This window comes from Chitinophaga nivalis, assembly GCF_025989125.1.
Classification (GTDB): domain Bacteria; phylum Bacteroidota; class Bacteroidia; order Chitinophagales; family Chitinophagaceae; genus Chitinophaga; species Chitinophaga nivalis.
In genome coordinates this window covers 7065192-7079510 of the sequence record NZ_JAPDNR010000001.1, presented here as the reverse complement: position 1 = coordinate 7079510, position 14319 = coordinate 7065192, and the positions used below count along the sequence as shown (strand labels likewise).

Genomic DNA, 14319 nt, shown 5'->3' with positions numbered 1-14319 from the left:
TATCGCCAATCTTTTTGGGTTAATGGTAAGACTGATGGAAAAGGTAATAGTATCATTCCAGTATATTGAGCGTAAACCGCTATTGATAATACTAATAAAGGTCATAGAATAATGTGTAGTTCTGACACACTGCAACGATAGACTGTTCGACGCTTCAAATGCTGATACTAATTTATTTTTCTCATTTAAAGATTAGGGTTAGCGTTTTCCATGCACTATCATCCATCGCCGGTTTTCTTGCCAGTGCAAACACCTTGTTATTATACTCGAATGTTAGTTTATCTGCTGTCTGATTACATACAATATCGGTAATAGCGCAACTAAAATCGTTTCTTTTAAAGAAGGATTTATTAATAAAGCTGAACGTCAAATGATCTCCGCTTTTCTGAATAAGTGTTAGCTCATGCTTGTTCAAATAAAATACTGCCACTGTCCCGATGAAAATAAGGAGCATTGTTAGGAAGTAACTATAGCTCTTATCGATTTTTAATAACAGCAATAGTAATAATCCTGCAATACCCCCGGTGAAATATAATCCCAGCAGGAGTTTATTAAGATAAACCGCCTTACATTTTATGGTCAATACTTCCATCTTTTACTTTTTTTAATGCTTCCTGTATAACAGCTATTTCTTCATTAGACCATCCCAGGTTATATTTCTCCCTGATTTCCGCTATCATTTTTCCATGCTCCTTTATTCTTAATGTAAGGGGGGATGTTCCTTTCCTGTACAAAGTTCTTTCGTATAAAAAACTTAAATCTTCATAAGATATCGTCTTTTCAAATTGTAGGAAAAGAAACTGGTAATAACGAATGATACATGTGTTTGCATCATTGTTAAGACTGATTTGGTATATATATCGTTGTTTTTTGCTTAACATACTTAATAGAACTGAACCTACAAAGCCCAATTCTACCCATAGTATATGTGCTTTGTACCAACTGTTCATTACAATGAAGAACATAGCGTGTATAATCAGAAAAAGACTTATCGTATCATTTATGGAGGTCCCGTTAATTAATGGCCTTCGTTTTTGTATACTGAATGTAATCATTGATCCTCCTTGTTTATTCGTGGGTGCCAAAATTAAAGGGATCATTAAATAGTACAAAATTCAAGTGTCATTTCAGCGCTGATTACCTGTCAGATATCTGGCAGACGTATTTTCATTACACCTTAAATCCGCTACTACAGCAAATGTTATAATACGGTATGAAATGGGTAAATCAGTACCATAAGTAATAAAGGCGATGTTGTATTTTATTTGTTCAATCTGAAAGGTTATGTATCGATTGCTGTTTTCCCTGCTATACAGTTGCATAGTTATCATGTTACCTGCGTCAGCTACCGCTCAAAATAAAGGAAGGGTTACACTGGATTATTATTATAACCATGAGTTTAAAAAAGATAAAACTGGTAATACGATCCGCTGGCATTATACCTGGGAAGAGCAGGAGAGCGGCGGCTTTTCATTATGGGGACATATTTTTGATTCGCTGGGAGCCAGTAGAGATACGCTCGCGATAGCACCATCTGCCGCTGCTTTGGCGCATACCAGTATTTATATCATCGTAGATCCGGATACGGAACAGGAGTCGCCGGCGCCACATATGATGCAGGAAGAAGCCGCCGCCGCGATATACAAATGGGTGCAGGCGGGTGGCGTATTGGTATTATTGGGCAACGACAGCGCAAATGCAGAGCAGCGGCACTTTAACCGGCTCAGTGAAAAATTTGGAATCCATTTTAACCCGGACAGTTACCACCGGGTACAGGGGCGTCATTGGGAACAGGGCGCTTTCCGTATCGAACCACATCACGTTATTTTCCCGCATGTAGTACAGGTATATATAAAAGAATTAGCTACACTCACTATTCAGCCACCCGCGAAGGCGGTTTATGAAGATGGCGGAAATGTGATCATGGCGGTGGCACAGGTAGGAAAAGGAACTGTGTTCGCCGTAGGAGATCCCTGGTTTTATAATGAATATACAGATGGTAAAAGGCTACCGCCGGTTTATCAGAACTATGCAGCAGCAGTGGATCTTAGCCGTTGGTTGTTGGACCAGGTACCACAGAGACACCGTAAAAAGAGACATTAATCTTCCAGGAATTTCAGGTTCCTGCGAATGCCGGCATACTTGCTGCGCTTCATGGGGGAGTGCCGGAAAATGGTCTTAAAGCTTTCTTCCGTGAGGGCTTCCCAGTCTTTGGTAGTGAAGTTCAGGATAGCAGGTATCGGCGTAAAGGCAGCCTCCTGGTGTGCCTTGGCAAAGCGATTCCACGGACATACATCCTGGCAGGTATCACAGCCAAACATCCAGTTATCAAACTGTCCTTTCATCTTATCAGGAATCAGTTGTTCTTTCAGCTCTATGGTATAATAGGAAATACAGCGGCTGCCATCTACTACGCCCGGTGCTACCAGTGCGCCGGTAGGACAGGCATCGAGGCAGCGGGTACAGGTACCGCAAAAGTCCGCCACGGGATTATCATAATCCAGGGGGATATCGGTAATGAGGGTAGCAATAAAGAAGAAAGACCCGGTTTGTTTATTGATAAGATTCCCGTTTTTACCAATCCAGCCAAGGCCGCTGCGTTTGGCCCAGCTGCGTTCCAATACCGGTGCAGAATCCACAAATCCCCTTCCCTGTACAGGGCCAATTTTTTCCTGCATGCGCAGCAGCATGGTCTTCAGACGGTCGCGGATCACCTCATGATAATCCTGGCCATAGGCATATTTGGAAATCCGGGGTGCATCGGCGGTTTGTTTTTCTTCGGGGAAGTAGTTAAACAGCAGGGTAATGACAGATTGGGCGCCGTCTACCAGCTTGCGGGGGTCTATACGTTTGTCGAAATGATTTTCCATGTAATGCATGTTGCCATGCATGCCTTTGTTCAGCCACGTCTCCAGTCGCCGGGCGTCGTCATCCAGCTGCGTCGCTTTGGCAATACCACAGTGATCAAATCCCAGTTCACGTGACAGCTGTTTTATAAATGGCGTCCAGTTCATCGGTGCGAAATTACGAATTAAGCGGCATGAAATACGCATGGTGAAACAGGGGCGGTGTGATCCGCTGTTCCTGTTTCACCATGCGTGATGCTTTATTCGTAATAAACCGTGTTTTTATTTTTCTCTCACACTCACAGAAATGTGACGGTCTTTCTTCCTTTCTTCATCCGGTGCAGTGGCCGCTGCTTTGGCAAACTGAGAACCATAACCTTCTGCGCCCAGCAGCTGTGCGGCATCTGTATTTATTTTTTTTAGGGCAGTTTCAACGGCAGCCGCACGGGTTTGAGACAGTTTCAGGTTCTGGGTGCTGTCGCCGGTGCGGTCGGTATAACCCCCTATTTTAATCTTGGTTTTGGGGAATGCTTTCAGAATGGCGGCAATATTGCTGACCTGAGCAGCGCTTTCTGTAGTCAGTTCCGCACTGCCGGTTTTGAAGTTGAGGTTATCAAAATCAAACCATATATCCTTGCCTGGCTGGCGGCTGTCGTCTTTCAGGAAGGTAACCAGCTGGTCTTCGATACCGCCTTTGTAGGCATCGAGCACGGTGCCATCCGGGAGTGTTACCTTGATGGATTCACGGGTTACGGCTGGTGTATTTTCGGTAACGGTGATATTGGCAGAATCAGCCAGCTGGCTGGTTGTAACGCTGTCGGATACTGTGCCACCACCGGTTTTGCCGCCACCACAGCCGCGCATCAGGTACCATAATAGCAGAATGGCCACCAGTATGAGTAATAAAGACCAGATCCAGCGGCTGCCACCTGATTTTACCGTGTTAACCGCACTGCCGGCAGCATTGGATACACCGCTGCCCAGACCAGATACCAGGCCGCCCAGCTTTTTACCCAGATCGCCCAGGCTGGCCAGTCCCAACAGGCCGGCAATATTCAGTCCACCAGGTACTGCACCCAGGATTTTATCTTTTTGGGAGTTTAACAAGGATAGAAAAGAGTTGGGAGAAAGATTGTTCTGTGCTGCATATTGTCCTACCGTGCCTAAAGTAGCCGGAGCAGCTGTTTGCAACAAGGTATTGGCGGAAGATTCTTTAATACCGGCATAAGATGCAATCAGTCCGGCCAGACTACCTGCTTTGTCTCCAAACAGGCTGCTTAGCAGGTCGCGGCCTTTGCTGAGTAAATTACCACCGCCGCTTTGTAAGGCACTCCCAATCGCAGCCGGGCTGGCATCTGATGCCACTCCTTTCACTGCATTCAGTAAACTGCCGGCATCAGCAGCCGATCCTGCTTTGTTTAACAGTCCGGCCAATACCGTAGGTATAATGCCGCTCAATGCCTGCTGAATACCACCTTCACTCTCGCCCAATTGTGAGGAAGCCTGACTAACTACGTTGCTGTTAAAAAGATTTTTTGCACTTTCTAATAAGTCAAATGACATAATTGTAGGGTTTAAAGATGAAGAATGTAATGGAGTTTGTGAATCAATGATCATCCCGCTTTACGTGATGGCGTTGGTGCGCCGGGGTAATTATTAACAACGGAGTCCGGTGTCTTGTTTGAATTATGGCAGAAAAAGTCTGGTATTAATTAGATGTTGTAACTCATAGTTGGCTTTATTAAATTATTGATTTGTAAGAAGATGTATATCTTTTTTTGTATTTCCTTTGGCGCCGTACTTGTTTTTTTGTATCTTCGCCACGCTTTACGCATTTTTTCGGCTGTTTAATGTGCCTTCCGAGTACGACGCAATACGCTATAACAGCCACTCTTATTGGATTTGATCATTTGTCGGGCCGCATCGCGCCCGGTTCCCTTTCCCGGCTGCTGTTTTATACAGTTTGCATGCACATAGACGAACTATGTCGCCTGGAAAAAGATCAGCTTAAACATATTTAAAAATTAATAACTATGATTAGAACATCATCGTATTGGTTTTTGCTGTGCTTATTGCTCCTCTTGCCTAGTTTGCTTGTTGTTGCACAGGATAGTACCCAAACCAAAAAGGATAAACCCACCTTCCATATAGGCGGTGCCTTACGTTTCAATTACAATATGTCATCCTGGAAAAAAGAACAGGTAAAACGAGGCGGAGACTTCGGATTCGACATGTTTCGCGTAAATGCAGATGCTGCCTGGAAAGGCCTGTCATTACACGCTGAATACCGCTTCTACTCCAAAGATTTTGGCGGCGGTATGCTCAAAGAAGGATATATGCGTTACCGTTTTAACGACAGTACACATATTGAAATAGGCCTTACACAGGTACCCTTCGGCAATCAGACCTACAATTCCCATAGCTGGTTTTTTAACCTGCCCTATTATGTAGGTAAGGAAGATGATTATGATATGGGCATAAAATTCCAGCGCCACAGCAACCGCTGGACCTATCAGCTGGCCTTCTTTAAAAATGCAGAAGAACTGAACTTTGGCGATAAATCAGCCATAGATCCCAGCCGTTATTCCTACGATGTAGCCGGGCGTAATAAAGAAGTAAATCAGGGGAATGCAAAAGCAGACTATCATTTTGCGAAAGAAAGTCGTGTAGGCGCTTCCGTTATGCTCGGCGGACTTTATAATATTCCTTCCGGTAACATGGGTAGTCACTGGGCTGCCGCGCTGCATTCCGATATGCAGTTCGATCGCTGGAACCTCAAACTGCAAACCATGTATTACCAGTATAATGTGGCAGATTCCACGCAGTTTGAAAATACAGTAGACATGGCCGCTTATGGCGCGTCTTATCAGGTCGCCGCCAAAGCTTTTCTGCATACGGCTTCCGTGTCCTACAAATTACCCGTGAAATGGGGCCCCGTGAGCACATTGACATTCTACAATGACTACTCCTATATGCAGAAGCCAGCCACAGATTTTGCAGACACACAGATGAATGTACTGGGCTGTATGGTCACTGCCGGACATATTTACACCTATATAGACTGGGCAGCAGGGAAAAACCAACCCTGGCTCGGACCGGAATGGAACGCTGCCCTCGCTGCCGGCGATAAACAATCTAAGTGGCACAGTCGTTTTAATATAAACTTCGGATACTACTTCTGATCAGTAGCTACCGTTTCATCATATTCATTACACTTTTTTAAAACGCTAACAGCGCTTCGCTGATAGCTAAAGCTTAAAAGATATGCCTAAACTGAAAATAGAAGACCTGACGCTTATCTTCGGCCGTGAACGCAACACTGCGTTACAGCTGTTGAAACAGGGCAAAAGTAAAGCAGAAATTCTCGATGCGACCGGTTGTACGGTGGCCGTGAAAAATGCTTCTTTTGAAATAGAAAAAGGAGAGTTCTTCGTGATCATGGGCCTTTCCGGTAGCGGGAAATCCAGTCTGCTGCGTTGTCTCAATCGTTTGATAGAACCTACAGCCGGTAATATCCTGCTGAATGGTACCAACATCACGACACTTAACGAACAACAACTCCAGCAAACCCGCCGGAAAGAAATATCCATGGTGTTTCAGAAATTCGGATTGTTACCTCACCGTAGCGTACTGGACAACGTGGCTTTCGGCCTGGAACTGCAAGGCATGCCTGCCGGTGAAAGAACCGCCAAAGCCCAATCTGTGATAGAACTGGTAGGACTGAAAGGATATGAACAAATGCTGCCTGCAGAACTGTCTGGCGGTATGCAGCAACGGGTAGGCCTGGCGCGTGCCCTGGCCAATGATCCGGAAGTGCTGCTCATGGACGAAGCCTTTTCTGCTCTTGACCCGCTGATCCGTACACAAATGCAGGACGAATTGCTGGACCTGCAGGAAAAACTGCACCGTACCATCGTATTTATTACACATGACCTCGACGAAGCCATCCGCCTGGGCGATCGTATCGCGATCATGAAAGATGGAGAAGTGATACAGGTAGGTACGCCGGAAGAAATCCTCACCGCACCCGCCAATGATTATGTAACCTCCTTCGTGGAAAAGGTAGACCGGAAAGCGATTATTACTGCTTCTTCCATGATGGATACGAAACCCACCATGGCGGTATTCCGCAAGGATGGTCCGGAAGGGAGCCTGCGTAAAATGCGGGCTACCGGCCTCGATATCCTGCCGGCAGTGACTGTCGATAAACACTTCCTCGGATTCGTATACCTGCATGAAGTACTGGAAGTGAAAAAACGCGGTGATAAAACCATCGAAGCTGTCATTCACCGCGAAGTACCGGTGGCATACCCCGATACAACCGTAGAACAAATGCTGCCTTTCATTGCGGAAACAGATAAACCGGTAGCGGTAGTAAATCCGGAAAATAACAAACTGCTGGGCATCATCTCCCAGACAGCATTGATCATTGAAACCACCGGTAATCAGCCGGTATAACGTACCCGACTAAACGAAAAATATGATTAAAATAGGAAAATATATAGAACAATTCATCAACTGGCTGACACACAACTTTAATCCCTTTTTTAAAGTCGTGAAAACCGGTGTTGAAACAATGGTAGACAGCGTATTATGGCTGTTTACCTTCATGCCCTTTTATGTAGTGATTGCCCTGATGGCCGTACTGGCCTGGAGAAGAGCCGGTTGGGGCGTAGGCGTGCTGACAGGACTGGGCATGAGCTTCATCTACGCCATGGGCTATTGGACCCAGACCATGGAAACACTGGCCCTCATTCTGGTATCCGCTATTATCGCATTGCTGATAGGCGTACCCTTAGGTATCTGGGCTGCCCGGAATAAAACAGCCGGTAAAATCATGCGTCCGTTGCTGGATTTCATGCAAACCATGCCGGCCTTCGTATACCTGATTCCTGCCGTGTTATTCTTCGGATTAGGGAAAGTACCCGGTGTATTTGCAACCATCATTTTTGCCATGCCTCCGGCAGTGAGACTTACCACACTGGGTATCAGCCAGGTGCCGGCAGATATTGTGGAAGCTACCCGCTCTTTCGGTGCTACGCCCCGGCAGCTGTTGTTTAAGGTGGAATTGCCGCTGGCACTGCCTACCATCCTTGCAGGGGTTAACCAGACCATCATGATGGCGTTATCCATGGTTGTGATCTCCGCCATGATTGCAGCAGGAGGGTTAGGACAAGTGGTACTGAAAGGGATCACCCAGCTGAAAATAGGATTGGGCTTTGAAGGCGGTATCGCCGTCGTAATCCTGGCCATTATCCTCGATCGTATTACCCAGTCACTGGGCCGGAAGAAACAACGTGCTAAAGTTTAAAATTACATACACATGAAAAAGATATTTATCCTCGCATTGGCAGCGCTGACAGTTGGTTTTATGGCTTGTAATCCCGGCGCTGGTAAAGATGAAAAGAAAGTTACCATTGCCTATGTAAACTGGGCAGAAGGGGTAGCCATGACCCAACTCGCTAAAAACCTGCTGGAGAAAAAAGGCTATCAGGTGGCGTTGAAAAATGCAGACGTGGCGCCGGTATTTGCTGCCGTAGCCAACGGTGATGCAGATATATTTATGGATGCCTGGATGCCGGTAACCCATAAAACCTACATGGAAACCTTCGGACAAAAAGTAACCGTACTCAATACCAATTTTGATGCGGCCCGCATAGGATTGGTGGTACCGGATTATGTAGCGGTTAAAAGTATCGAAGACCTGAATGCCGCTAAGAAAACATTTGATGGTCATATCGTAGGTATCGATGCAGGTGCCGGTATCATGGACAAAACAGAAGACGCCATTAAAGACTATCAGCTGGATTATCAACTGCAGTCTTCCAGTGAAGCGGCGATGATGGCTACCCTGAAAAAGAGTCTTGATGAAAAACAACCGGTGGTAGTAACCGGCTGGGCGCCACACTGGATGTTCTCCCGTTATAAACTTCGTTTCCTGGAAGATCCCAAAAAAGTATATGGTGAAACAGAAAAACTACTCACCATTGCCAACAACGAATTTTCTGTGAAAGATACCGTAGCGGTAAATTTCTTCCGCAAATTCAAACTCAACAGCGAGCAGCTGGGCTCCTTAATGGGTGCATTGGGAGATGCTGATGGCAAAGAAGATGCGGCTATCAATCAATGGATTGGTGAACATGCAGACCTGGTGAAGGAGTGGGAATAACCTGCTTTTGTTAACCATACAAATAAAGGAGAAGAGCTTACCCGGTTGATGACCGGATAGCTCTTCTCCTTTATTTATGTGCGGTACTTAGTTGGTGTATTGTAAGGTTTGCATCCCCTGATTCCTGAATATGCGGATCGCCGGCTGCTGAGGCGCCGTGGTGGCATACACTTGCAGCAGTGTGGTTACATTGGTGACTTTCCGGTCGCCTATTTGTAATATCACATCACCTGGTTGCAGGGCATACGGAAAACGAGCGGGTACGCTCACGACATATACTCCTTTGTTATCCGGCATACCGGCGGCAGAACGTTCACCCAGGGTTTCAATATTTTTGATCACAGCACCTTTCCAGTGTACTGAGCTACCAGCTGCGGTTTGCTGTTGCTGTAATACCGGCAGGGGCGGCTGTTGGGCGAGCGCTTTTAATGCCGGTGAAGTAACGCCGAAAGCATCCATCGGAAAGTTTTGAAAGCCTGTCTGCAAGGCAGGAGAGCCGGGCTTAACCCGGTAATCGCCCGCTGCCGGTGCCATAAACAAGGGATCTCCCTGTAGCGCATGCGCATCGGTAGGTGTCTGGATCGTTGTACCGGCTGGGAACAGGTTATAGTCGATGGTATCTCCCCAGTAATGCATGCCGATAGGCTGATAGGGGCCACTGACAATGTTGTGCCGGAATACATCATGGCTGTTGGTAAACCACACATGCGGATGAAAGGAGTTGTTGAGGAGGATGTTATTTTCCACAATGCGGTAGAATCCTTCCCGTAGTTTAAGGCCGCCGTTCAGGCAAACGTTGTTATAGATAAGATAATTAGACGACCCGTCATCCAGGTCTATATCCCAGCCATGGTCGCAGCGGAAGCGGTTGTGGTGCAGGCGGGTCGGGTAGATGGCATCCTGTTTTACCATCCAGGGATGTGCGGCAGCCTGGCTATCCAGCTGTTGCCGGTCGGGGTACCACCAACGATCCCGGCCCCAGGAGTTAAAGGCGCCATGGTCGCCCGTTTCCAGTACGGTGTTGAAAACATCATTCCAGCCAATGTCATGACCGCCCCAGGTACCTTCACTCACGTTAATGCCTGCACGCGGTACATCATAAATGGTATTATGAGATACGGTGATGTTCATGGCCATAGATAGCTGTATCCCGGCGGTTTGTTTTTCTATGCGCCCGGTGCGGCAGATCAGGTTATTGGTAGCCATACAGGAATCGGGATAGTGATTATTCAGTGGCCCCCATGCGGTATCTGTTTCCGCAAAAGGGCGGGATTGATGATATTCAAACAGGGGGCTACGTACGGCATCCGGACTGCCCACAAAACAAATCCCGTTACCGCCGCCATCATGTATATAGCAGTCACTGATCCGGGTATGGCGGTTGTATCGGCTTACAAATACAGCATTGCCGCCATTGTGGTCAAATTCGCAGGAACGGATACTGCAGCCGGCAGTGCCTTCCAGCAAAATGGCGCCGCCCCGGTAGATGGTCCAGTCGCTGCGTAACAACGGTTCGCGTGTAGCCATGAACGTGGCTTCCGCATGTGCAAAACGGATACCCTGAAAAGAAACATCCTGTACAGGATGATCTGCGGTTCCTTTCACAGCTACTATTTCAGGCCATCTGCTGATCACCACACGGGCAGTGGATAAAGAAAGCTGTGGCGGTGGTTTATAATACAAGGTTTGATGGGAAGCATCATAAAACCATTCATGAGCTGCATCCAGTTCTTCCAGGATGTTTTCCACAAAACGGTGCTGGTCGTGCATCCCCATTTGCCGGTTGTTCTGATAACCGCCCTCCGTTTGTAAGGTAGCATCCGCATTTACACCGGTGATGCGATAGTGATAGCCACCCCATTCAGCTTTATGCAGCGCATGTATATAACCGCCCACCGGATGTTGCCAGGTACGTACCCGGGCCGGACTAACGGCATCTGCTGCCGTACCATTATAATGTACCGCATTGCTGTCGTAGTTGGGATAACGGGCCAGCACCTGCTGTTTATCGTTGATATATAACTGATGAAAAGAAAACGGGACGGCCAGGTGGGCGCGATAAATGCCTTTTTTCCATAAGGTCCATTTTACGCTTACCGGATAACCGCCGCTGATGGTCACGTTGTTGTTGCCACTTGTGCGAATGGTAGTATGACTGTCTGCGGGGGTGAGTAGCAAGGTACTGTCCAGGTAATAGGTACCTGGGGCCAGCTCCAGGGTGACCGGGATGCCGGGCGTAGTTTGCCGCCACTGTTTTGCCTGTTGCAATGCGGCTGCAATACCGGATACATGCCCCGGCTTCGGTGGACCTGGTTGCACCCGTATGATACGGGATTGTGAAAAGAGTATAGCCGGTAACGTTAGTAAGACGGTTATACCCGTAAAAAAGTAGCGGATTGTTTTCATAACATATAGCATCTCTGCAATTTAACAGGTGGAATAATGATATAATAATGAAAAATTAGCAGTTACTAAGTGGATTTTCTGCTAAAACTGCAGGGCGAAATGACTTTATATGACATAATTTCCGGATATACAACATTGGATCACGGTTTGTTGTTACCATAGCACGATTGAAAAATCAAAAAAAGGAAAAAACTGACATATGAATCTTAATAATTTCACTATAAAATCGCAGGAAATACTGCAACGTGCCCAGCAACTCGCATTCGATCACCAAAGCCAGTCCATTGAAACCGGACACCTGTTGAAGGCGTTGCTGGACGACGAAGACAGTCCTATTGAATACCTGCTGAAAAAGAATGATGTAAACGTGACGTTCCTCTCCGGAAAGCTGCAGGAGCAACTGGAAAAGTATCCTAAGATGAGCGGAGGCGGAGATGCCGGACAAACACTGAGCCGCGACGCAAATAACGCGATGCTGCGTGCTGGTGCCGCTATCAAAGAGTTTAAGGATGAATTTGTAAGCGTGGAACACCTGCTGCTGGGTATACTGGGCGGTAGTGATGATACTGCAAAACTCCTGAAAGCGGCCGGTCTTACAGAAAAGGGCCTGAAAACCGCTATCCGGGAGTTACGCAAAGGAGATACCGTTAATTCGCAAAGCGGTGGTAATCAATATAACACCCTGCAACGGTATGCAAAGAATCTCAACGAGATGGCCCGCGAAGGCAAACTGGATCCGGTAATAGGCCGTGATGAAGAGATTCGCCGCACCTTGCACATCCTGTCCCGCCGTTCCAAAAACAACCCCATTCTGGTGGGAGAGCCGGGCGTAGGTAAAACTGCCATCGTAGAAGGCCTGGCGAACCGTATTCTCAACGGTGATGTACCGGAAAACCTGAAGTCCAAAATCATCTATGCACTGGATATGGGGGCACTGATGGCCGGCGCCAAATACCGGGGTGAATTCGAAGAAAGATTGAAAGGGGTGGTAAAAGAAGTAGCAGAAAGTGACGGGGAAATTATCCTGTTTATTGATGAGATACATACCCTCATCGGCGCAGGTGCTATGGAAGGCGCCATGGATGCGGCCAATATCCTGAAACCAGCATTGGCGCGTGGAGAACTCCGGGCAATCGGGGCCACTACCCTGAATGAATACCAGAAATATTTTGAGAAAGATAAAGCCCTGGAACGCCGTTTCCAGAAAGTATTGGTAGATGAACCTTCCGTAGAAGATGCGATTTCCATTTTACGTGGACTGAAAGAAAAATACGAAAGTCATCACCATGTACTGATTAAAGATGAAGCGATCATTGCCGCCGTGGAATTATCCCACCGGTATATCACCGATCGTTTCTTACCAGACAAGGCGATTGACCTGATTGATGAAAGTGCGGCGAAATTAAGACTGGAAATGAACTCCATGCCGGAAGAACTGGATGAACTGGAAAGACGTATCCGTCAGCTGGAAATCGAGAAAGAGGCGATTAAAAGAGAAAATGATACCGATAAACTGCGGGAGCTGGGCGAAGAAATTGCCCGTCTCAGTGAAGAACGGAACACCTTCAAAGCCAAGTGGCAGGCAGAAAAAGAATTGGTAGATCAGATTCAGAATGCGAAAGCAGCGATCGAAGATTTAAAACTGGAAGCAGAACAGGCAGAACGGAACGGAGATTTTGGTCGTGTGGCAGAGATCCGCTATGGTAAAGTGAAAGAGCAGGAAAAACTGGTGGTGGATTTAACAGAAGAGCTGAATAAAATATCTGCCAATCAGAAACGTCTTCTTAAAGAAGAAGTAGATGCGGAAGATATTGCGGAAAATGTAGCTAAAGCAACCGGTATCCCGGTATCCAAAATGCTGCAAAGTGAAAGAGATAAGTTGCTGCACCTGGAAGATGAATTGCATCAACGGGTAGTAGGACAGGAAGAAGCCATCATTGCCGTATCAGACGCCATCCGCCGTAGCCGCGCCGGATTACAGGATCCGAAAAGGCCGATCGGTTCTTTTATCTTCCTGGGTACTACCGGGGTAGGTAAAACAGAACTGGCGAAAGCACTGGCAGAATACCTGTTCGACGATGAGAATATGATGACGCGTATCGACATGAGTGAATACCAGGAGAAACATGCGGTAAGCCGCCTGGTAGGAGCGCCTCCGGGATATGTGGGATATGATGAAGGCGGACAGTTAACAGAAGCGGTAAGGCGGAAGCCATATTCCGTGGTGTTGCTCGACGAAATTGAAAAGGCGCATCCGGATACATTTAACATTTTGTTGCAGGTACTGGACGATGGCCGTTTAACGGATAATAAAGGCAGGGTGGTGAATTTTAAGAATACCATCATTATCATGACCAGCAACATGGGCAGCCAGATTATCCAGGACAACTTCGAAGATATTGATGAAAACAACCGTGAGGAAGTAGTAGATAAAACGAAGGAAGAAGTACTGGCATTGCTGAAACAAACCATCCGGCCGGAGTTCCTGAACAGGGTAGATGAAGTGATTATGTTCCAGCCTTTGATGAGAACTGAAATTAAGGGAATAATTAACATTCAGTTGCAGCAGTTGAAGGAGATGGTAGCTAAAAATGGCATGATATTGGAATTTTCTGATTATGCTTTGGAATATCTTTCTGTACAGGGTTACGACCCGCAGTTTGGTGCAAGACCACTGAAAAGACTGATTCAGAAAGAAATCATCAACCTGTTGAGTAAAAAGATTCTGGCAGGGGAAATTGATAAATCCAAACCAGTACTGGTAGATGTGTTTGATGGTGTGGTAGTGATCAGAAATAATTAAACGCAAATAAGTAATTCTAAATACGACGATACATAGTTAACGATAAACCCCGCGATTCTTCGCGGGGTTTTTTTGTGCGTTGCTTTCGTTAAATT

At 46.6% G+C, this 14319-nt stretch carries 11 protein-coding genes; 6 read left to right on the top strand and 5 right to left on the bottom strand.

Translation table 11 applies throughout. The annotated features are described in order from the left end of the window. Positions 1-181 precede the first annotated feature (181 nt). Together OL444_RS25850 and OL444_RS25845 are read right to left on the bottom strand one after the other, a co-directional pair. Positions 182-592 carry a hypothetical protein gene (locus OL444_RS25850; protein WP_264728717.1) on the bottom strand — a complete coding sequence of 137 codons (411 nt, stop codon included), beginning with the start codon at positions 590-592 and terminating at the stop codon, positions 182-184. Continuing rightward, on the bottom strand, positions 567-1055 hold the full coding sequence (locus OL444_RS25845) for a hypothetical protein (RefSeq protein ID WP_264728719.1): 489 nt from the start codon (positions 1053-1055) through the stop codon (positions 567-569). The genes OL444_RS25850 and OL444_RS25845 overlap by 26 nt, the downstream gene beginning before the upstream one ends. Positions 1056-1329: 274 nt before the next feature. Between OL444_RS25845 and OL444_RS25840 the strand changes: the two genes are divergently transcribed. Next, on the top strand, positions 1330-2103 hold the full coding sequence (locus OL444_RS25840) for a hypothetical protein (RefSeq protein ID WP_264728721.1): 774 nt from the start codon (positions 1330-1332) through the stop codon (positions 2101-2103). Here the strand turns inward: OL444_RS25840 and queG are convergent. Both queG and OL444_RS25830 read right to left on the bottom strand, forming a co-directional pair. Beyond that, positions 2100-3014 (bottom strand): tRNA epoxyqueuosine(34) reductase QueG, encoded by a 915-nt coding sequence (queG, locus tag OL444_RS25835; RefSeq protein WP_264728723.1) that lies wholly within the window; start codon positions 3012-3014, stop codon positions 2100-2102. The two genes, OL444_RS25840 and queG, sit on opposite strands and share 4 nt — an antisense overlap. A 114-nt stretch (positions 3015-3128) precedes the next feature. After that, positions 3129-4409, bottom strand: a complete 1281-nt coding sequence (locus OL444_RS25830; RefSeq protein ID WP_264728725.1) for an OmpA family protein — start codon at positions 4407-4409, stop codon at positions 3129-3131. 470 nt (positions 4410-4879) lie between these two features. Here OL444_RS25830 and OL444_RS25825 point away from each other — a divergent pair, with 470 nt between their 5' ends. The 4 genes from OL444_RS25825 (at position 4880) to OL444_RS25810 (ending at position 9015) form a co-directional block, all read left to right on the top strand. Then, entirely contained in the window at positions 4880-6028 is a 1149-nt protein-coding gene (locus tag OL444_RS25825) for a hypothetical protein (protein WP_264728727.1), read from the top strand. An 82-nt stretch (positions 6029-6110) separates the two neighbouring features. Continuing rightward, on the top strand, positions 6111-7304 hold the full coding sequence (locus OL444_RS25820) for a quaternary amine ABC transporter ATP-binding protein (RefSeq protein ID WP_264728729.1): 1194 nt from the start codon (positions 6111-6113) through the stop codon (positions 7302-7304). Between the two features lie 22 nt (positions 7305-7326). Continuing rightward, positions 7327-8157: an ABC transporter permease gene (locus OL444_RS25815; protein ID WP_264728731.1), complete on the top strand. Its 831-nt coding sequence runs from the start codon at positions 7327-7329 to the stop codon at positions 8155-8157. 12 nt (positions 8158-8169) lie between these two features. Then, entirely contained in the window at positions 8170-9015 is an 846-nt protein-coding gene (locus tag OL444_RS25810) for a glycine betaine ABC transporter substrate-binding protein (RefSeq protein ID WP_264728733.1), read from the top strand. A gap of 87 nt (positions 9016-9102) precedes the next feature. Here OL444_RS25810 and OL444_RS25805 read toward each other — a convergent pair whose 3' ends face one another. Then, complete coding sequence (locus OL444_RS25805) at positions 9103-11421, bottom strand: PDZ domain-containing protein (protein ID WP_264728735.1); 2319 nt, start codon at positions 11419-11421, stop codon at positions 9103-9105. A gap of 199 nt (positions 11422-11620) precedes the next feature. Between OL444_RS25805 and clpB the strand changes: the two genes are divergently transcribed. Further along, positions 11621-14224 (top strand): ATP-dependent chaperone ClpB, encoded by a 2604-nt coding sequence (gene clpB / locus OL444_RS25800; RefSeq protein WP_264728737.1) that lies wholly within the window; start codon positions 11621-11623, stop codon positions 14222-14224. Positions 14225-14319 lie beyond the last annotated feature (95 nt).

Excerpts from the sequence above, each read along its gene's own strand:
- OL444_RS25850 (WP_264728717.1), bottom strand. The coding sequence starts at position 592 with ATGGAAGTATTGACCATAAAATGTAAGGCGGTTTATCTTAATAAACTC.
- OL444_RS25845 (WP_264728719.1), bottom strand. The coding sequence starts at position 1,055 with ATGATTACATTCAGTATACAAAAACGAAGGCCATTAATTAACGGGACC.
- OL444_RS25840 (WP_264728721.1), top strand. The coding sequence starts at position 1,330 with ATGTTACCTGCGTCAGCTACCGCTCAAAATAAAGGAAGGGTTACACTG.
- queG (WP_264728723.1), bottom strand. The coding sequence starts at position 3,014 with ATGAACTGGACGCCATTTATAAAACAGCTGTCACGTGAACTGGGATTT.
- OL444_RS25830 (WP_264728725.1), bottom strand. The coding sequence starts at position 4,409 with ATGTCATTTGACTTATTAGAAAGTGCAAAAAATCTTTTTAACAGCAAC.
- OL444_RS25825 (WP_264728727.1), top strand. The coding sequence starts at position 4,880 with ATGATTAGAACATCATCGTATTGGTTTTTGCTGTGCTTATTGCTCCTC.
- OL444_RS25820 (WP_264728729.1), top strand. The coding sequence starts at position 6,111 with ATGCCTAAACTGAAAATAGAAGACCTGACGCTTATCTTCGGCCGTGAA.
- OL444_RS25815 (WP_264728731.1), top strand. The coding sequence starts at position 7,327 with ATGATTAAAATAGGAAAATATATAGAACAATTCATCAACTGGCTGACA.
- OL444_RS25810 (WP_264728733.1), top strand. The coding sequence starts at position 8,170 with ATGAAAAAGATATTTATCCTCGCATTGGCAGCGCTGACAGTTGGTTTT.
- OL444_RS25805 (WP_264728735.1), bottom strand. The coding sequence starts at position 11,421 with ATGAAAACAATCCGCTACTTTTTTACGGGTATAACCGTCTTACTAACG.
- clpB (WP_264728737.1), top strand. The coding sequence starts at position 11,621 with ATGAATCTTAATAATTTCACTATAAAATCGCAGGAAATACTGCAACGT.